Here is an 18,513-nt window from a genome sequence, read left to right as displayed (position 1 = left end):
CCCTAGGCTCGCGAGTCCCGTTCAGGTGCGGGTGCGTCGTCTCCGTCGAGCGGGTGCGGCACCGCGGGGTGCTCGAAGGCGACCGGCGCATCGGCCGATGCGGGCACGTCCGGCAGGTCCACGTGCGGATCGACCTCGTCGAGGGGAGCCGCGAACTGGGCCTCGTACAGCTGGGCGTAGGCACCGTCGGCGGCGATGAGCTCGTCGTGAGTGCCCTGCTCGACGATGTCGCCGTCCTTCATCACGAGGATCACGTCCGCGTCGCGAATCGTCGAGAGCCGATGCGCGATCACGAAGCTGGTGCGGTCCTTGCGGAGCTCGGCCATCGCGTGCTGCACCAGCAGCTCGGTGCGGGTGTCGACGGAGCTCGTAGCCTCGTCGAGGATGAGCACGCTGGGCTGTGCCACGAAGGCGCGCGCGATCGTGATGAGCTGACGCTCCCCCGCCGAGACGTTCGTCGCGTCGTCGTCGAGCACGGTGTCGTAGCCGTCGGGCAGGGAGTGCACGAACCGGTCCACGTACGCGGCCGTCGCGGCAGCGTGGATGTCCTCCTCAGAGGCGCCGGGACGGCCGTACGCGATGTTGTCGCGGATAGTGCCGCCGAACAGCCACGCGTCCTGCAGGACCATGCCCGTCCGGGACCGGAGGTCGTCGCGGGTCATGTGGGCGATGTCCGTCCCGTCGAGCGTGATCCGCCCGCCGTCGAGCTCGTAGAACCGCATGATGAGGTTCACCAGCGTGGTCTTGCCCGCCCCGGTGGGCCCCACGATGGCGATGGTCTTTCCGGGGTCCGCGGTCAGCGAGAGCCCGGTGATGAGTGGCGACTCCTGGTCGTAGCTGAAGCGCACATCGTGGAACTCCAGCCTGCCGCGGAACACCTCCGGGGTCTCCGCCGGATCCCGGTCCGGCGTCTGGTCCTCCGCATCGAGGAACTCGAACACGCGCTCGGCGGACGCGGTTCCGGACTGCAGCAGGTTCACCATCGACCCCAGCTGGCTGAGCGGCTGCTGGAACTGGCGCGAGTACTGGATGAAGGCCTGGATGTCGCCCAGCGGGAGCGAGCCGTTCGCGACCATGATGCCGCCCAGCACTGCGATGGCGACGTAGACGAGGTTCCCCACGAACATGGTCGCCGGCATGATGATCCCGGAGATGAACTGTGCGCCGAAGCTCGCCTCGTACAGCTCGTCGTTCTTGCGGTCGAACTCCGCCTGCGTCTCGCGTTGACGGCCGAACACCTTGACCAGGGCGTGGCCGGTGTAGGTCTCCTCGATCTGGCCATTGAGCTCGCCGGTGTGACGCCACTGGTCGGCGAAGCGCGACTGCGAGCGCTTGGCGACCTGCGTCACGATCACCACCGTGAGCGGGATCGACACCAGCGCCACGAGCGCCAGCTGCGGCGAGATCACGATCATCATCGTCACCACGCCCAGCACCGTCAGGAGCGACGTGAACATCTGGCTGAGGGTCTGCTGGAGGGTCTGCGACACGTTGTCGATGTCGTTCGTGACGCGGCTCAGCAGATCGCCGCGCTGATGGTGGTCGAAGTAGCGCAGCGGCAGACGATGGATCTTCTCCTCCACCTCGGTGCGCATGCGCAGCACCGTGCGCTGGGTGACGCCGTTGAGGATCCACCCCTGGAGCAGCGCGAGCACGGAGGACACCACGTAGATGGCCGCCACGGCGATCAGCACGCGGTGCAGGCGGTCGAAGTCGATGCCCTCGCCGGTGATGAAGCCCTCGTAGATCACCGTGGTGGCCTCGCCCAGGATCTTGGGCCCGATCACGGACAGCGCCACCGAGCCCGCGCCCAGCAGCACCACGAGGGCGACGAGGGCGCGCTCCGGCCGCAGCCGTCCGGCGAGCCTCTTCAGTGATCCGGTGAAGTCCGACGCCTTCTCGGCCGGCAGTTGCGGACCACCCATCGGCCCGCCATGGGGCCGGGGCCGGGGCGGTGCCGTCCTGCTCTCGGCGCTCATGACGCGTCCTCCGCTCGCAGCTGCGTGCTCACGATCTCCTGGTACGTCTCCGACGTCGCGAGGAGTTGAGCGTGAGTGCCACGCGCCACCACCTCGCCATCATCGAGGACCAGGATCTGGTCCGCCCCCACGATGCTCGAGACGCGCTGCGCCACCACGATGACGGTCGCATCGGCCGCCGCCTCGGCGAGCGCGCCTCGCAGGCGCGCATCAGTCGCGGTGTCGAGCGCGCTGAACGAGTCGTCGAAGATCAGCACCTTCGGCTCGCGCACGAGCGCGCGGGCGATGGCCAGTCGCTGACGCTGCCCGCCCGAGACCGTCGTGCCGCCCTGCCCCATCGGCGTCTCGAGGCCAGTGGGCATCGCGCTCACGAAGTCGTCGCCCTGGGACACCCGCAGCGCCTCCCAGATCTCGTCCTCCGTGGCATCGCGACGGCCGTAACGCAGGTTCGATCCCACGGTCCCCGAGAACAGGTAGGGCCGCTGGGGGACGAGCCCCATCTGGGACCACAGCGCCTCGAGATCGACGTCGCGCACGTCGACGCCGCCCACCCGCACCGTCCCGGACGTCGCATCGTAGAGCCGCGGGATCAGGTTGATCAGCGTCGACTTGCCCGCGCCCGTGGAGCCCACGATCGCCGTCGTGGTGCCCGGTCCCGCCGTGAAGCTCACATGCCGCAGGACGGGCTCCTCCGCCCCGGGGTACGCGAAGGTCACGTCGTCGAACTCCACGGTCCCGGCATCGGCGATGTCGCGCACGCCGTCGATGGGAGGAGTGACGGTGGTGCGCGTGTCGAGCACCTCCCCGATGCGGTCCGCCGACACGGCGGCGCGCGGCACCATCACGAACATGAAGGTCGCCATCATCACGGCCATGAGGATCTGGATCAGATACGTCAGGAAGGCGGTGAGCGCCCCGACCTGCATCTCGCCGTTGTCGACGCGCTCCGCGCCGAACCACAGCACGGCCACCGACGAGAGGTTGAGGATCAGCGTGACGATCGGGAACATGGCGGCCATGAGGCGGCCCGCCTTGAGCGCGGACTCAGTGACGTTCTCGTTGGCCTGGCCGAACCGCGCGCGCTCGGCGTCCTCCCGGACGAATGCGCGGACCACGCGGATCCCGGTGAGCTGCTCTCGCAGCACGCGGTTGATCGCATCGATGCGCGTCTGCATGCGCCTGAAGTGCGGCACCATGCGCCAGATGACCAGCGTCACCGCAACGAGGAGCAGCGGCACGGCGACCACGAGGATCGAGGACAGCGCGACGTCCTGCTGCACTGCCATCAGCACGCCGCCGATCGCCATGAACGGCGCGCTCACCAGGAGCGTGCAGCTCATCAGCACGAGCATCTGCACCTGCTGGACGTCGTTGGTGTTGCGCGTGATGAGGCTGGGCGCCCCGAAGTGCTGGACCTCGCTCTCGGAGAACGTGCCGACGCGGTGGAAGATGCGGGCGCGCACATCCCGGCCCACCGCCATCGCCAGCTTCGCGGCGAAGTAGATCGCGACGGTCGCGCAGATGATCTGGACGAACGACAGGACGAGCATCACGGCGCCGATGCGCCAGATGTAGGCCACGTCGCCGGTGGCGATCCCGTTGTCGATGAGGTCGGCATTCAGGGCCGGCAGGTACAGGTTCGCGACGGACTGGGCGAGCTGGAAGACCACCACCGCCGCGAGCAGCCGCCAGTACGGCCGCACCGAGGTGACGAGCAGGGACCAGAGCACGGGATCACTCGCTTTCAGCGGCGATGCCGCGCAGGATGAAGTCGGACAGAGAGGCCGGGTCGATGTCCGCGTCGCGGAGGAAGGGCATCGACGTGCCGAAGACGAGGACCCGAATGAAGTCGATCGCGGTGTCGATGGGGACGCGAATGCGATCGCGGTCGGGCTCCAGCAGGGCGCCGACCACCTCGGTGGCCTCTCCGAGCATGGGGCGATGGCGGGCGTGATCGCCCGCGCGGTGGCGGGCGTGATCGCGCGGACCGAGTGCGCCCATGAACGCGACGGCGCGGCTGACGCGGTCGTGAAGGATCGCCACGATCAGGTCGAGCTTGACCGGCAGCGGGTCAGCCGGGTCGATGCAGCTGAGCGCCTCGAGCGCCGCGGCGGGGTCCATGACGCGCGCGATCGCGGCGTCGATCAGTTCGGTCTTGTCCGCAAAGGCACGGAAGACCGTGCCCTCGGCGATGCCTGCAGCATCCGCGATCTGACGCGTGGTGACCTCGGCGCCGTGCTCGAGAATGAGCGGAATCGCGGCGTCCACGATCATCGCGCGGCGCTCATCGGGGGCCATCGGACGGGCGCGCCCAGGACGGGGCGTCGCCGCGCTGGTCGAGGGTGCAGTCACCCGAGCACTGTAAGTGAGTGAGCACTCACTCCGCAACTCTAGGCTCGGACCTGGAGACGGTCATGCTCGGCGCTGGCGTGACCCCTCGAGTCGGGCCACGACCACCCCGGCACCGACCGCCACCGCGGCGCCGAGCGCCGTCAGCCACACGCGGGAGAATCCCGCGTCCCACGCGCCTTCGCCGCCCCCCACGCTCACCACGACCACCACGGCGAACGCCGTGCTGGCGACGAACTCGCGGCGTCGGCCCGCGAACATGAGAGCCACGCTGAGGAGCAGGGCCACGCCTGCTCCGGCGAGCGCAGCCGGCACGGGAAGCATCGTGGCCGCCACTGCGCCCGCCGCCGCGCCCACCACCGTGCCTGCGATCCTCGCGCGCGCCCGGGGCATCGTCTCGCCAGCATCGGGCACCCACACCATCGCCAGCGCGATGACGATCCACACCCCGTGCGGAAGGTCGTACGCGACGATGATGCCGGTGGTGATGCCAGCGAGGAAGGCGAGGATGGCGAGGTACGCGCCCATTCCGGAGGGCGCGCGGCCTGCCGCGGGAGCCGCCGGCATCGGCAGCGCCCGCATCGCCGCCGCGCACACCAGCGCACCCACGAGCACGCCCGCGAGGGCGGCGCCAGGGTCGATGCGGTCCGCTCCGACGGCGAGGTCGGCGATCACGACGGGGACGATCGCCACGACGGGCCCGTACCGCACCGCGATCGGGGTCACCGCCAGGACGGACAGGGCGACCAGCGCCCCGACCGCGCGCGGATCCTCCGTCGCGACCGCGCCCGCGCCACACCCGGCGAGCACCACCCCGAACCACAGCAGGTGCGGCCACGAGGGCCGCCGCGCCGCCAGCGCGATCACGGACACGGCGCCGAGCGCGCTCGACATCGCGAGGCCCTCTCCCCCGACCATCCACGCGGTGGCAGCAATGACCATCACGATGCCGACGACGAAGGCGGCGACGGCCAGTGCGGGGCGCGGCGGCACCCACCGACGCACACCGTGGACGTCAGCCACCGCTCGTCCTGCGCGCGAAGGTGACGGAACTGTGGTCCTCCGAGACGGGGACGAATCCGACGCGAGGGTAGAACGCCTGTGCTCCGGCGTTCGCCTTCGCCGCGACCAGGTGGGCGCCCGGCACTCCGCGCTCGCGCAGCCCTTCCACAGCTGCCTCGATGAGCGCGCGACCCGCTCCCCTGCCCTGCGCCTCCGGGAGAAGGTCGATGTGGAGGTGCGCGGGGTACTCGTCGACCAGGTCGGTGAGCATGCGCTCGGGGTCGAGAGCCGCGGGCAGCAGCCAGCGATCGGCCTCGGTCTGAACCTCGCGAGTGGGACGCGATGGCCACCAGTCGGCCACGAACCAGTCCTGGAACGCGCGCGTGTCATCGGTGCCGACGACGTATCCCACGGCGCTGCCTCCTTCGTCCCACACGAGCGCGAAGCAGCCCGGTCCGTACAGGTACGGCAGCGCGTACACATCCGCGATCGCCCGGTCGTCGCCGAACATGCCCGAGGCATCGGCTCCGCGGTCGCCCGTCAGGACGCAGATGCGCGCGATCGCCTGCTCATCGCCAGGTAGCGCCGGCCGAATCCCCATGCCGAGACACTATCCGCTCGTCCGCCCAGGCGAGGCGGCCGATGCGGGGGCCAGCTACAGCCGCTCGACCATCGCTCCGGGGACGCGTTCGACGGTGTGGACGCAGCGCCATGACTCGTCGCCGATTCCCTCCGCCCAGGCGAGGTGCCCGGTGGACAGACCGTGGGACGCCAGGTCGGTGCCGAGCACCAGCACCGACGGCCCCGCCCCCGAGACGACGGCGGCGATGCCCTGCGCTCGCAGGTGGGCGATCATGGCCGGCGCGGCTGCCATCACCTCGGCGCGATAGCCCTGGTGGAGACGGTCCTCGGTGGCGGCGAACAGATCTTCCGGGCGCCCCGCGAGCGCATTGACCAGCAGCGCGGCGCGGCCAGCATTGAAGGCGGCGTCAGCGTGCGGCACCTGAGCAGGCAACACGGACCGGGCCTGTGTCGTGGGCAGCACCGATCGCGGAATCAGCACCGCAGTCTCGATCTCGTCCGCCATGACGAGCGGCCGCGCATGTGCGCCATCCGCGTCCTGCCACGCCACGGTGGCGCCGCCCAGAATGGCGGGTGCAGCGTTGTCGGGGTGTCCTTCGAACCGGGTCGCGAGCTCGAGCGCCACCTCGGGCGACAGCGCGTCCGGCTCCGCGATCAGGCCGCGAGCGGCCCAGATGCCCGCGACGACCGCTGCGGCCGACGAGCCCAGCCCACGTCCGTGCGGAATGCGGTTGGTGGCACGAATCGCGAGGCCCACCTGGGACGCGCCCACGTGATCGAGCGCCTCACGCAGCGCGCGCACCACCAGATGCGTGTCGTCGCGCGGAAGCGAATCGGCGCCTTCGCCCTCGATCTCGATGCCGACGTCTGCGGCCGCGACGGCGCGCACGTCGAGCTCGTCTGCCACCCCGAGGGCGAGCCCGAGCGCGTCGAAGCCCGGGCCGAGGTTGCCGGCCGTGGCGGGCACCTGCACCCGCACGCGATCCGCGACGAGCCTCATGCCTAGAGCCCCAGCGCCTGGGCGGCCGCCTCGACGTCCACCGGGATGACGACGGGCTCGACCTCGTGTCCCGCGAGCGCCGTCGCCGTGTCCTTGAGGCCGTTGCCGGTCACGGTGCAGGTGATGGTCGCTCCCCGCGGCACCTCGCCCTTCGCGGCTGCGGCGAGCAGCCCGGCGATGGGGGCGGCCGATGCGGGCTCCACGAACACTCCCACATCAGCGGCCAGGCGCTGCTGGGCCGCAAGGATCTCGGTGTCGGACACCGCACGAATCCACCCGCCGGAGTCGTCGCGCGCGGCGATCGCCAGGTCCCAGGACGCGGGCTTGCCGATGCGGATCGCGGTGGCGACCGTCTCGGGATCCTTGATGGGGTGCCCTGCCACGAACGGCGCGGCGCCCTCGGCCTGCACGCCCCAGATGCGGGGCGTCCGGGTCGCCGGACCCGACTCCGCATACTCACGGAAACCCATCCAGTACGCGGAGATGTTGCCAGCGTTGCCCACCGGAAGCATGTGGATGTCGGGGGCGTCCCCCAGCTGGTCGACGATCTCGAAGGCGGCGGTCTTCTGGCCCTGCAGGCGGAAGGGGTTGACGGAGTTCACGAGTGCGACGGGGTACTCCTCGCTGAGCGCGCGCACGATGTCGAGGCACTCGTCGAAGTTGCCGTCCACCTGCACCAGGCGAGCACCGTGCACGATGGCCTGCGCCATCTTGCCGGCCGCGATCTTGCCCTGCGGGATCATCACTACGCAGGTGAGTCCGGCATGCGCGGCGTAGGCGGCGGCCGATGCGGAGGTGTTGCCCGTCGAGGCGCACACCACGGTGTGGTCGCCGCTCTTGACCACCTGGGTCATCGCCGCGGTCATGCCGCGGTCCTTGAAGGAGCCGGTGGGGTTCATCCCCTCGACCTTGACGAAGACCTCGGCGCCCACCTCGGAGGAGATCGACCCGGCGTACACCAGCGGGGTCCCGCCCTCGCCCAGGGTCACCACCTGATCGGACTCGTCGAAGGGAAGCCGGTCCCGATACTCGCGGACGATGCCGCGCCACACGTGCGCCACTACAGCTCTCCCTCGATACGCAGCACCGACCAGACCTCGTTGACGGCATCGGTGGACCGCAGATCCTCGACGGTCGCGCTCAGCGCGGACTCCCGTGCCCGGTGCGTCGACAGGATCAGGCCGGCGTGGCCCTTGCCTGGCATCTGGCGCACCGACTCGATGCCGACGCCGTGCGACGCGAAGATCGTCGCGACGGCGGCGAGCACTCCCGGGCGATCCGGGACGCTCATGCGCACCGCGTAGCGCGTCATGGCCGCCGACATGGGCAGCACCTCGAGGCGCGCGTAGTTGGATTCGCGCGGCCCCTTGCCGCCGCCCGCCTTGTGGCGCGCGACGGACACGATGTCGCCCAGGACGGCCGATGCGGTGGGAACGCCGCCCGCTCCCTGCCCGTAGAACATCAGCTCGCCGGCTGCCTCGGCCTCGACGAACACGGCGTTGAAGGCCCCGCGCACGCCCGCGAGCGGGTGATCGCGAGGCACGAGGGTGGGATGCACGCGCACCGACACGCCCGCGTCCGTCTGCTCGGCCACGGCCAGCAGCTTGATGACGCGGCCGGTCTCGGTCGCGGCAGCGATGTCGTCAGCCGTGACCGCAGTGATGCCCTCGCAGTAGACGTCGTCGATTCCCACGCGCTGGTGGAAGGCGAGCGACGCGAGAATGGCGGCCTTCGCGGCGGCGTCGTGGCCGCCCACGTCCGCGGTGGGGTCCGCTTCCGCGTAGCCCAGACGCTGCGCCTCGGCGACCACGGCGTCGTAGTCCAGGCCCTTGGTTGTCATCTCGTCGAGCACGTAGTTGGTGGTGCCGTTCACGACGCCCAGGATGCGCGTCACGCGGTCGCCGGCAAGCGACTCTCGCACCGGGCGCACGATGGGGATGGCGCCGGCGACGGCCGCCTCGTAGTAGAGGTCGGCGCCCGCCGCATCGGCCGCCTCGTACAGCTCCGCGCCACCCTGAGCCAGGAGCGCCTTGTTGGCGGTCACCACGGCGGATCCCCGCTCGAGTGCGCGGAGGATGAGCGTGCGAGCGGGCTCGATGCCACCCATCACCTCGACGACGACGTCGGAGGAGTCCACCAGCGCCTGGGCATCGGACGTGAGCGCGTCGACTGGGACGGCCGCGTCGCGGGGCGTGGTCGTGTCGCGCACGTAGATGCCGGAGAGTTCGACGGGGGCGCCCACGCGAGCGGCGAGGTCACTCGCCTGCTCGAGCAGCAGCCGCACCACCTGGGTGCCGACGGTGCCGCATCCGAGCACGGCGATCTTCACGGGAGCGGAGGTGGGAGACACGGCCCCACTCTATCGGAGCGCGGCGGACGCCCAGGGCGGCGCCGGGACGGGCATCGCCAGGCCTCACGTAGGGTCGATGACATGGATCAACGCCCCGCACGAGTCGTCATGGTCTGCACCGGCAACATCTGTCGCTCCCCTGCGATGCACTACCTCGCACAGCGCGAATGGGGTGACGCGGCGGAGGTCACGAGCGCCGGCATCTTCGCGGAGATCGGGATGGACGTCCCCACGCCGATGCGCATGTCCGCACGCAGGCACGGGCTGGACATACCGCGCCATCGCCCCACGCAGCTCGACCGCCGCATCATCGAGAACGCGGACCTGGTGCTCGTCGCCACCCAGCAGCACGCGACGTGGATCGAGGAGGAGTGGAACGGTGTGCCGGCGCATGCCTTCGGCATCAAGGAGGCGCATGCGCTCACCGAGCAGGCGGAGCCACCCATGGGCGCGTCTCCACGAGAGCGGCTCATGAACACCGCGGGGGCCCTGCACATGGCCCGCGTGGCCGAGCCCGTGGAGCTGCGAAGCCTGGATGACCCGTGGTCGCTCGACCAGGAGACCTACGACCGCGTCATGGACGAGATCGTGGAGTCCCTCGAGGCGATCACCGCGTGGGCGCGGCTGGCCGACGGCTGACCGCCCAGCTCAGGGGGCCGCAGTCTTCACGCGAGACGAACGAATGCCCGGGGGCCTGACGGCACCCGGGCATTCGCGACGGTGAGGGCGGATCAGATGCCGGGTCGCTGCACGCGGCCTGCCACGCCGACGATGCCAGCCCGGGCGGGGTCGCTCGCGTCGCCCAGAACCTCGTCCACCCCTTCATGGTCCTCGCGGGTGGTCTCGCCGTCCTCGTTCTCAGGGACGTCGTCGAAGGGCGTGTGGCCCTTGGCCTGACGCTCCTTCTCCACCTCGTCAGCGAGGTGCTGCAGATCTTCGGTGCCCTCGTGAGTGAACTTCGCCATGATGGTCTCCTTCCGTCCACTGCAGGCACCGCCCTGGTGCCCCGGAGCGGACGACGCTCGGGCCACCCGCTCACCTAGGACAACGCTCGCGGCGTTCTCAGACCTTTCACAGGTACGGCCGATGCCGTCCCTCGCATGTGCGTCGGTCTACTTCTGCTCGTCGAGCCGGTGATCGAGCGGTGTGGCCACGTCAGGCTCGAGGTGGTCCTCGCGCGTCTCCGCCTCGCCCTCGGCCGTGTCGTCGTCGTTCGGGAGGTTGGTCCCGCTGCCCGAGCGCTCGCGCTCGGCCTCGACGTCGTCGGCGATGCTCTGCAGGGCCTCGGTGCCCTCGTGGAACTCTTCCTTGCTCTGGTCGGTGGGGTCTGGCATCACTCCACTCCTTCCTTCGCTGGACGGCCCTTTGCCGTCCGGTGGGGAGAACAATCCCTCCCCTTGAGCACTTCCACTCATCACGAGATCGGCGGTCTAGCAGTGCGGACGAGCAGTGGCTCAATCCTGGAGGCGTGCGGCGGCGGTGCCCTCCAGCAGGTCGGCCAGGCCGCGGAGCCGGGTCGCCACCTGCGCGCCGAGCTCGGTGAGCTCGTAGTCCACTCGTGGCGGCGACTGGGGGTGGGCGGTCCGGGCGACCATGCCGCCGCTCTCGAGCGTCTTGAGCGCTTGGGAGAGCATCTTCTCGCTCACTCCCTCGACCCGCCGTCGGAGCTCCCCGAATCGTCGAGGCCCGTCGTCGAGAGCGAGCAGCACGAGCGACGCCCACTTGCCGGTGACGTCCTCGAAGAGCGCGCGCGAGGTGCACTCACGCGCGAACACGCTCACCACGAGCGTCGCGTCAGGACCGTTGTCTGCCACCGCCCCAGACTAGCCTCGACAGCACATCTCGGGGCACTGAGGAATGGATAGTGCTTTCTCCTGGTTAGCGTCGATGCTCACCTCATCGACCCTAGGAAAAGGACACCCCTCATGACCACCTTCGCCGTCACCGGAACCAGCGGACACCTGGGCCGCCTCATCGTCGAAAGCATGCTCGCTCGCGGCGTCGCCGCTGCTGACATCGTCGCCATCGCTCGCACCACAGCCAAAGTGAGCGATCTCGCCGAGCGCGGCGTTCAGGTGCGGTTCGGCGACTACAAAGACGCCGCCTCACTCGACGCCGCCCTCGACGGCGTCACACGACTCGTGCTCGTCTCCTCCTCCGAGGTGGGCAAGCGCAGCGCTCAGCACGCCGCCGTGATCGACGCAGCGGAGCGTGCCGGGGTCTCTCGCATCGTCTACACCTCGATCCTGAAGGCGGACACCTCCACCCTTGGCCTTGCCCCCGAGCATGTCGAGACCGAGGCGGCGCTGCGCGCATCGGCCATCCCTGCCACCGTGCTGCGCAATTCCTGGTACCTCGAGAACTACACCGGCCAGATCGGCCAGTACGTCGCGACCGGCACGCTGCTGGGAGCCACTGGAGGCGCACGGCTCACCGCAGGCACGCGCTCCGACTTCGCCGATGCTGCGGCCGTCGCCGCCATTCAGGATGACGAAGGCGCCACCTACGAGATCGGCGGCGTCGCCTTCACCATCGACGAGCTGGCGAGCACGGTCACCGCCGTCACCGGCACCACCGTCACCCACCGCGACGTCAGCGTCGATGAGCTCTCATCGACGCTGCAGGAGGCGGCAGGAATGGACGCCGGCACCGCCGGATTCTGGGCCTCCGTGGACGCGTCTATCGCGAGGGGCGACCTCTTCACCGAGTCGACCGACCTCGAGCGCCTGATCGGACGCCCGCCCGTCTCGCTCGAGTCCGCGGTGCGCGCCGCGATCTGATCGCCGGCTCTCACGTCCGCCCGTCGCTCCTCGCGGCGGGCGGACCCTGCTCACTCAGGTGCGACGTCGAGCGCCAGCAGGTCCTCGATGGTGTCGCGCCGCACCAGCACGCGGGACTGGCCATCGCGCACCGACACCACCGCAGGCCGCAGCGCCGCGTTGTAGTTCGACGCCATCGAGCGCCCGTACGCGCCAGTGGCCGGCACGGCCACGAGATCGCCGCGGGCCACATCGAGCGGAAGCCGCACGTCGCGCACCACGATGTCGCCGGACTCACAGTGCTTGCCGACCACTCGGGACGCCACCAGGTCCGCTGAGGACTCGCGTGACGCGATCGCCGCGGTGTAGTTCGCGCCGTAGGTGACGGGCCGCATGTTGTCGCTCATGCCGCCATCCACCGCGATGTACGCGCGGCGACCACCGTCCTCGAGGTCCACCGACTTGACCACGCCCACCCGGTACAAGGTGAGCCCCGCCGGACCGGCGATGGCGCGTCCCGGCTCGATGCTGAAGCGCGGCCAGGTGCCACCGACGGTCTCCATCACCGCCGCCACCGCATCGGCGATCGCGTAGGCGGCCTCCGCGGGGTCGAGCGCCTCGGCGTCCTCGGTATACCGAATGGCGTAGCCGCCACCGAGGTCGACCTCGGGCAGCTCGTCGCCGGTCGACGCCGTGAACGCCGCACGAAGGCCGAGCATGCGCTCCGCCGACTCGCGGAACGCGTCGATCGACATGATCTGGCTGCCGATATGCGTGTGGATGCCCGACAGTCTCAGGTGGGGCGCCTCGTGGCACGCGAGGAGCGCGCGCATCGCGGCGCCCGAGGCGAGCGACAGCCCGAACTTCTGGTCCTCGTGAGCCGTCGCGATGTACTCGTGGCCGCCCGCGTGCACGCCGGTCGTGACGCGCACCATCACGGGAGCCACCACACCGAGCTCACGCGCGAGGGCGTCGAGGATCTCGATCTCAGTGAACGAGTCGACGATGATCCGGCCCACGCCCGCGATGAGCGCGCGCCTCAGCTCGTCGTCCGCCTTGTTGTTGCCGTGCAGGCCGATGCGCGCGGCAGGCATGCCCCCGCGCAGCGCGATCTCCAGCTCCCCGAGGGACGCCACGTCGAGGTGCAGCCCCTCCTCGTGCATCCATGACGAGACCTGCGAGCACAGGAAGGCCTTGCCCGCGTAGTAGATGTCGACCTCGGCGCCGTGGCGGGCGAACGCCTCTCCGAAGTGGTCCCGGAAGGCCGATGCACGGGCACGGAAGTCGGTCTCGTCCACCACATACAGCGGCGTGCCGTGCTCGCCGACGAGCTCGCGCACGTCGACGCCTCCCACAGACAGCGCTCCGTCCTCACCGCGCTGAACGGTGCTCGACCAGACCGACACGGCTACATCCGCTCCGGCGCTGACACGCCGAGCAGGTGCAGGCCGTTCGCCAGCACCTGCCGCGTGGCGTCGTTGAGCCACAGGCGGGTGCGATTCAGGTCCGTGATCTCCTCGTCGCCCTGAGGCGTCACGCGGGTGCGGTCGTACCAGCCGTGATACACCGATGCGAGCTCCTCGAGGTAGCGCGCCACTCGGTGCTGTTCGCGATAGTCGACGGCCATGGCGACCACGCGGGGGAACTCCCCGAGCACGCCCAGCAGCTTCGCCTCCCACTCGTGCGCGAGCAGCGAGGCGTCGAAGCCGTCCTCGCGACGGATGCCGTACTCCGCCGCGTTGCGAGAGACGCCGGAGGTGCGCGCGTGGGCGTACTGCACGTAGAACACGGGGTTGGCGTTGGACTGCGAGGCCAGCAGGTCGAGGTCGATGTCGATCGACTGGTCGGCACTCGAGCGCGCGAGCGCGTAGCGCGCGGCGTCCACGCCGACGGCCTCCACGAGGTCCTCCATGGTGACCACGTTGCCCGCGCGCTTGGACATCCGCACCGGCTCGCCGTCCTTCACCAGGTTGACCATCTGGCCAATGATGACCTCGACGATCTCGGGGGCGTACCCGAGCGCGGCGGCACCGGCCTTGAGCCGTGCGATGTATCCGTGGTGGTCGGCGCCGAGCAGGTAGACGCACAGGTCCGCACCACGCTCGGCCTTGTCGCGGATGTACGCGATGTCACCGGCGATGTACGCCGCATTCCCGTCCGACTTGATGACCACGCGGTCCTTCTCGTCACCGTACTCGGAGCTGCGCAGCCACCACGCGCCGTCCGACTCGTACAGCGCACCGGAGGCCTTGAGCTCGGCGAGCGCGCGCTCCACCTTGCCCGAGTGGTGCAGCGAGTCCTCGTGGAAGTACACGTCGAACTCGACGCCGAAGTCCGCCAGCGACTGCTTGATCTCGCCGAACATCAGCGTGACGCCACGATCACGGAAGAATTCGAGCGCCTGCTCGCGCGGCATCTCGAGGGGATCTTTGTCCCCGGCGGCCATCGCCTCGACCATCACCTGATCCGCGATGTCCTGGATGTACTGGCCGCTGTAGCCGTCCTCGGGAGCGGGTTCTCCGGACACGACGGCGTACAGCGATGCGGCGAACCGGTCGATCTGGCTGCCGTGATCGTTGAAGTAGTACTCGCGCACCACCCGCGCACCGTGGAACTCGAGCAGTCGGGCGATCGAGTCGCCGACCGCGGCCCAGCGAGTGCCGCCCAGGTGGATCGGTCCGGTGGGGTTCGCGGAGACGAACTCGACGTTGACCGTCTTCCCCGTCAGCGACTCCCCGCGGCCGTAGTCCGCGCCGTACTCGACGATGCCGCGCGCCAGCTCGCCCGCGGCGGATGCGGCCAGGCGGATGTTGAGGAAGCCGGGTCCGGCGACATCCGCGCTGTCGATGCCGTCCAGCTCTCCGAGCCGCTCGGCGAGGGTCTGCGCGAACTCGCGCGGACTCGTCCCCGCTTGCTTGGCCAACTGCATCGCGACGTTGGTCGACCAGTCGCCGTGCTCGCGCTGGCGGGGTCGCTCCACACGCACCTCGTCTGGCACATCGAACGGCGACAGTTGGAAGTCGCTGTCGTCGATGCCTTGAAGCAGGGCGTCGCGGATCTTCTGGGAGAGCTCGTCAGGGGTCACTTCTCGAGTCTATCGGCGCGACAGCGCCCGGGCGCGCGGCCGATGCGAGGGGCCCGGGCCGCTCGCGAGGTCACCCGAGCGAGGCCTGCACTCGCTTGGGCAGTCCTTGCCTGACCAACGCGTAGGCGGTCTCCAGCGCCTCGATCGCGACGTCGCGCGGCATGGCGGGATCATCGACCTCGATCGAGATCCACCGCCGCTTGTCCGCGTAGTAGCCGGGGGTGACGGCCTCGAACTGTGCCACAAGCGCCGCGTTGACGTCCGGGTCGCCCTTCACGGTGATGATGCGCGCGCCGCTGGGGTGGAGACCGAGGCGTCCGAAGTGCTTGCCACCCACCTGAAAGGTCTGCGACCCCCACGCGGGATACGGCACCACCTGCGCGCCCGGCAGCCGGGACAGCACGTCCATCATCCACGGGTCGACGTCAGGGACCTCGGCGGGTTCGCTCATGTCACTCACGCTAGGCGTGCCCTCCGACACGCGCGCGTCAGGAGGCCGACGCCACCGCCGCGGGCAGGGGCGTGCGCACGCCGCGCTCGAGGAGCGTGATCGTGTCGAGCTGGCCCGCGTCCTCGAACCAGGCGACGAGGTCGGCTCGCGGCTGCGCGAAGTGGGCCCAGTCGTCGATGTGCACCGGATACACGGCGGCGTCGGGCCACAGCCCGGCGATCTGGGACACCCGCTCGGCGTCGACCGTCAGCAGCATGTCCCCCAGTCGTTCGACCCGCGCCCCGCCGGCGAAGATGATGGCGATGCTGACGTCAGGGAACCGCTCGGCCACTCGCGTGACCTTCTTCACTGAGGAGTTGTCGCCCGAGATGTAGATGGTGGGCCAGCCCTCGGCCTCGAGCACGAATCCGGTGACCTGACCAGTGAGGTGCTTGATGACGCTCGGACCGTGGCGGGCCGGCACCGCGGTGATGGTCACCGGCGACGCGCCGCCGGGGATGATCGCCTGATCCCAGCGCCGCATGCCCTGGGCGCGGCCGATGCGCGTGCCACCCGAGGGAGTGGTGAGCACGTGCGGCACGAGGTCAAGCACTGTGCGCCCGGAGACGTCGAGGTTGTCCTCGTGCTCGTCGTGCGACAGCAGCACCACATCGATGTGGCCGATGTCGCTGTGCGACAGCGCGGGCCCCTCGAGCTTGGTGAGGTTGCCCACCTTCCCGGGCGGATCGAAGGTGGGGTCGGTGAGGAAGGTCAGTCCCGCGTATTCGAGGACCACGGTGGGGCCACCGACGAGCGTGGCCTGGGGGGTGCCGGTCATGGCGTTAGTCAAGCACCTCGATGGCCTCGACCTCGCATTGCACCGGGAAGGACTCCGCGCACGCACTCGTCCACACGCGCAGGCGATCTCCGGCCGCGATGTCACTCGCCGCGGCCGCAGCCCCGACCACGGTCACGTCGTCGTCGAGGACGAAGATCGTGCCCTCGAAGTACTCGTATCCGGCATCGTGCGCGAAGTGCACGCGCACGCCGCCCGCGTCGCTGTCGATCGACGCTGCCGCACCCACCGCATCGGCCGCGCGCTCGGGCGCCGCCGTGCCGGATCCGCACGCGGAAAGCGCTCCGCCGCACGCCACCGCGGCGACCACCAGGCCGGCACGGCGCCTCATCACGGCAGCGCCCCGGCGAAGACGTAGGCGGCGCACGCGACACCGAGCACCAGCACGCTCGCCGACATCGCCGCGAGCGCCAGGCCCGGTCGCGGGGCGGTGCCGTAGGTCACCAGTTGCGCATGCGCGGTGCGATAGCGCGCCGAGGCGACCACGTACGCGACGCCGCCCAACGCGACGCCCGCGAGACCGAGCACGACGACCGCCACGCCCGCATCGGCCATCACCTTGATGCCCATGAGCGAGGCGACGGCGAAGGACAGCGCGGTGCGTCGCCATGCGAGCAGCGTGCGCTCGGCCTGGAGGCCCTCGTCGAAGGGGCCGTGCTCGGTCACCGGAGCAGCCCCACCGCGACCATCACGACCCCCACGATCATGCCGACGGTCAGGATGGGAGCGACCGAGGGACCACGCAGCGGCGTGCGCAGCCGCATCGCCTTCTCCGTGCGGAACCACCCCAGCAGCCCCTCGACTGCCGCAAGAATGCCCAGCACGACGAACAGCGCCGCAGCCCACATACGGAGCTCGCCGTCGATGGGCACCTCGAGCGCCTCGAGCGCGACGCCGGCGGCGAACAACGCGAGCGCAGTGCGCGTCCATGCGAGGTAGGTGCGCTCATTCGCAAGGCTGAACCGCGGGTCCGGCTCGTCGCCCACGCCGTAGACGCGACGGGGAAAGCGCTGGGACATGTCTCGTGCGGCCATGACTCCAGACTATGCCGGGGCGTCCGGCGGGGCCGGCACGGTGCTGGAGGCCCGCACGACGAGCTCCGGCTGGAACACCACGTGCTCGCGGGCGGCCGCCGGCGCGAGGCCCGCCTCGCGGAGCAGCAGGTCCACTGCCGTCGCCCCCATGACGCGGCGAGGCTGGCGCACCGAGGTGATCGGCACCACCGCGGCCGCCGCGAAGCTGATGTCGTCGTACCCCACGAGCGCCACCTCGCGCGGAATCCCCACCGGGTCGGGACCCGACAGCAACGCCTGCTGCACGCCGATCGCGAGCAGGTCGTTGGCCGCGAGCACGGCGTCGCACCGGCCCGCACGCACCAGCGCACGCACCTCGGCGCCGGCTGACATGCCGTCGTCCAGAGTGAGCGCGGCGGTCGGGACGTGGAGGATGCCCGCGCCCTCGACGGCGCCCACTGCGGAGTGCGCGCCGGCCGATCGGTCCTGGACCTGCGGCAGATCCTCGGGCCCGCCCACGAAGACCAGCTGGCGCCGCCCCTGGGACAGGAGGTGCTCCGCGGCGAGCCGGCCGCCCTCGACGTCGTCGACCGCGACCGAGGCCAGCGTCGCATCGGCCGTCCCACGGTCCACGAGCACGACGGGGACGCCGTGGGCGCGCAACTGGCTCACGCGCGGCTGGGCCGAGGAGGTTGGCACCACCAGCACTCCGGCGACGCGCTGGCGCTCGAACTGGTCGAGGTGCGCAGACTCGCGCTCGACCGAATCGTCGCTGTTGGCGAGCAGCAGCGTGTACCCGGATTCGACGGCGCGCTCCTCCGCACCCCTGGCCACGTCCGTGAAGAACGGGTTGCCGATATCGAGCACCACCAGCGCGATCGTCGTCGACTGCCCCGCCCGCAGCTGGCGCGCGGCGTCGTTGGGCACGTACCCCAGCTCGTCGATCGCACGCTCGACGCGTTCGACGGTCGCGGGGCGCACCGCATCGCGCCGATTGAGGACATTCGACACGGTGCCCACGGACACGCCCGCGCGCGCGGCGACCTCGCGCACGCTCACCGACATGGCCACTCCTCGCCCGCGATCATCCTCGGATGATGCCACAGTG

At 70.4% G+C, this 18,513-nt stretch carries 21 protein-coding genes; 2 read left to right on the top strand and 19 right to left on the bottom strand.

The features are described from left to right. Positions 1-2: 2 nt before the first annotated feature. Genes QQX02_RS09225 through QQX02_RS09190 form a run of 8 tightly spaced genes read right to left on the bottom strand, consistent with a single transcriptional unit; the run spans position 3 to position 9,262 of the window. Positions 3-1,979 carry an ABC transporter ATP-binding protein gene (locus QQX02_RS09225; protein ID WP_301142620.1) on the bottom strand — a complete coding sequence of 659 codons (1,977 nt, stop codon included), beginning with the start codon at positions 1,977-1,979 and terminating at the stop codon, positions 3-5. Further along, positions 1,976-3,709, bottom strand: a complete 1,734-nt coding sequence (locus QQX02_RS09220) for an ABC transporter ATP-binding protein (RefSeq protein WP_301142618.1) — start codon at positions 3,707-3,709, stop codon at positions 1,976-1,978. The genes QQX02_RS09225 and QQX02_RS09220 overlap by 4 nt, the downstream gene beginning before the upstream one ends. 4 nt (positions 3,710-3,713) lie before the next feature. Continuing rightward, on the bottom strand, positions 3,714-4,331 hold the full coding sequence (locus QQX02_RS09215) for a TetR/AcrR family transcriptional regulator (protein WP_301142617.1): 618 nt from the start codon (positions 4,329-4,331) through the stop codon (positions 3,714-3,716). Positions 4,332-4,391: 60 nt separating this feature from the next. Next, positions 4,392-5,351 (bottom strand): FUSC family protein, encoded by a 960-nt coding sequence (locus QQX02_RS09210; RefSeq protein ID WP_301142615.1) that lies wholly within the window; start codon positions 5,349-5,351, stop codon positions 4,392-4,394. Beyond that, positions 5,344-5,931: a GNAT family N-acetyltransferase gene (locus QQX02_RS09205; RefSeq protein ID WP_301142613.1), complete on the bottom strand. Its 588-nt coding sequence runs from the start codon at positions 5,929-5,931 to the stop codon at positions 5,344-5,346. The genes QQX02_RS09210 and QQX02_RS09205 overlap by 8 nt, the downstream gene beginning before the upstream one ends. 54 nt (positions 5,932-5,985) lie before the next feature. Further along, on the bottom strand, positions 5,986-6,912 hold the full coding sequence (thrB, locus tag QQX02_RS09200; protein ID WP_301142612.1) for a homoserine kinase: 927 nt from the start codon (positions 6,910-6,912) through the stop codon (positions 5,986-5,988). A 2-nt stretch (positions 6,913-6,914) separates the two neighbouring features. Continuing rightward, entirely contained in the window at positions 6,915-7,973 is a 1,059-nt protein-coding gene (gene thrC / locus QQX02_RS09195) for a threonine synthase (protein ID WP_301142611.1), read from the bottom strand. After that, on the bottom strand, positions 7,973-9,262 hold the full coding sequence (locus QQX02_RS09190; protein WP_301142609.1) for a homoserine dehydrogenase: 1,290 nt from the start codon (positions 9,260-9,262) through the stop codon (positions 7,973-7,975). Before QQX02_RS09190 ends, thrC begins: the two co-directional genes overlap by 1 nt. A gap of 81 nt (positions 9,263-9,343) precedes the next feature. Here QQX02_RS09190 and QQX02_RS09185 point away from each other — a divergent pair, with 81 nt between their 5' ends. Then, on the top strand, positions 9,344-9,901 hold the full coding sequence (locus tag QQX02_RS09185; protein ID WP_301142608.1) for an arsenate reductase/protein-tyrosine-phosphatase family protein: 558 nt from the start codon (positions 9,344-9,346) through the stop codon (positions 9,899-9,901). A 92-nt stretch (positions 9,902-9,993) separates the two neighbouring features. Here QQX02_RS09185 and QQX02_RS09180 read toward each other — a convergent pair whose 3' ends face one another. From QQX02_RS09180 to QQX02_RS09170, 3 genes are all read right to left on the bottom strand, one after another. Then, positions 9,994-10,227 (bottom strand): hypothetical protein, encoded by a 234-nt coding sequence (locus QQX02_RS09180; protein ID WP_301142607.1) that lies wholly within the window; start codon positions 10,225-10,227, stop codon positions 9,994-9,996. A 147-nt stretch (positions 10,228-10,374) separates the two neighbouring features. Next, the gene (locus QQX02_RS09175) at positions 10,375-10,596 is read right to left on the bottom strand and encodes a hypothetical protein (RefSeq protein ID WP_301142605.1); all 222 of its coding nucleotides are present in this window, start codon (positions 10,594-10,596) and stop codon (positions 10,375-10,377) included. A 120-nt stretch (positions 10,597-10,716) separates the two neighbouring features. Next, a complete protein-coding gene (locus QQX02_RS09170) occupies positions 10,717-11,076 on the bottom strand; it encodes a winged helix-turn-helix transcriptional regulator (RefSeq protein ID WP_301142604.1) in 360 nt (119 codons plus the stop codon). Positions 11,077-11,187: 111 nt separating this feature from the next. Between QQX02_RS09170 and QQX02_RS09165 the strand changes: the two genes are divergently transcribed. Then, positions 11,188-12,042, top strand: a complete 855-nt coding sequence (locus QQX02_RS09165; RefSeq protein ID WP_301142602.1) for an NAD(P)H-binding protein — start codon at positions 11,188-11,190, stop codon at positions 12,040-12,042. A gap of 50 nt (positions 12,043-12,092) precedes the next feature. Here the strand turns inward: QQX02_RS09165 and lysA are convergent, their stop codons facing one another. From lysA to QQX02_RS09125, 8 genes are all read right to left on the bottom strand, one after another. Further along, a complete protein-coding gene (lysA, locus tag QQX02_RS09160; RefSeq protein WP_301142601.1) occupies positions 12,093-13,427 on the bottom strand; it encodes a diaminopimelate decarboxylase in 1,335 nt (444 codons plus the stop codon). A 2-nt stretch (positions 13,428-13,429) separates the two neighbouring features. After that, a complete protein-coding gene (gene argS, locus QQX02_RS09155) occupies positions 13,430-15,106 on the bottom strand; it encodes an arginine--tRNA ligase (RefSeq protein WP_301142600.1) in 1,677 nt (558 codons plus the stop codon). A gap of 70 nt (positions 15,107-15,176) precedes the next feature. Next, positions 15,177-15,557 (bottom strand): MmcQ/YjbR family DNA-binding protein, encoded by a 381-nt coding sequence (locus tag QQX02_RS09150; RefSeq protein WP_301142598.1) that lies wholly within the window; start codon positions 15,555-15,557, stop codon positions 15,177-15,179. A 37-nt stretch (positions 15,558-15,594) separates the two neighbouring features. Then, the gene (locus tag QQX02_RS09145; RefSeq protein WP_301142597.1) at positions 15,595-16,374 is read right to left on the bottom strand and encodes an MBL fold metallo-hydrolase; all 780 of its coding nucleotides are present in this window, start codon (positions 16,372-16,374) and stop codon (positions 15,595-15,597) included. A 4-nt stretch (positions 16,375-16,378) separates the two neighbouring features. Further along, positions 16,379-16,723: a hypothetical protein gene (locus tag QQX02_RS09140; RefSeq protein WP_301142596.1), complete on the bottom strand. Its 345-nt coding sequence runs from the start codon at positions 16,721-16,723 to the stop codon at positions 16,379-16,381. Continuing rightward, positions 16,723-17,058 carry a DUF202 domain-containing protein gene (locus tag QQX02_RS09135; protein ID WP_301142595.1) on the bottom strand — a complete coding sequence of 112 codons (336 nt, stop codon included), beginning with the start codon at positions 17,056-17,058 and terminating at the stop codon, positions 16,723-16,725. Before QQX02_RS09135 ends, QQX02_RS09140 begins: the two co-directional genes overlap by 1 nt. Further along, positions 17,055-17,426 carry a YidH family protein gene (locus QQX02_RS09130; RefSeq protein WP_301142594.1) on the bottom strand — a complete coding sequence of 124 codons (372 nt, stop codon included), beginning with the start codon at positions 17,424-17,426 and terminating at the stop codon, positions 17,055-17,057. Before QQX02_RS09130 ends, QQX02_RS09135 begins: the two co-directional genes overlap by 4 nt. 9 nt (positions 17,427-17,435) lie before the next feature. After that, complete coding sequence (locus QQX02_RS09125) at positions 17,436-18,470, bottom strand: LacI family DNA-binding transcriptional regulator (protein WP_301142593.1); 1,035 nt, start codon at positions 18,468-18,470, stop codon at positions 17,436-17,438. Positions 18,471-18,513: the final 43 nt, after the last annotated feature.

The sequence above is a fragment of the Demequina muriae genome, assembly GCF_030418295.1.
Classification (GTDB): Bacteria; Actinomycetota; Actinomycetes; order Actinomycetales; family Demequinaceae; genus Demequina; species Demequina muriae.
The sequence above is the reverse complement of the archived record's forward strand: the minus strand, read 5'-3'. Positions and strand labels throughout refer to the sequence as shown.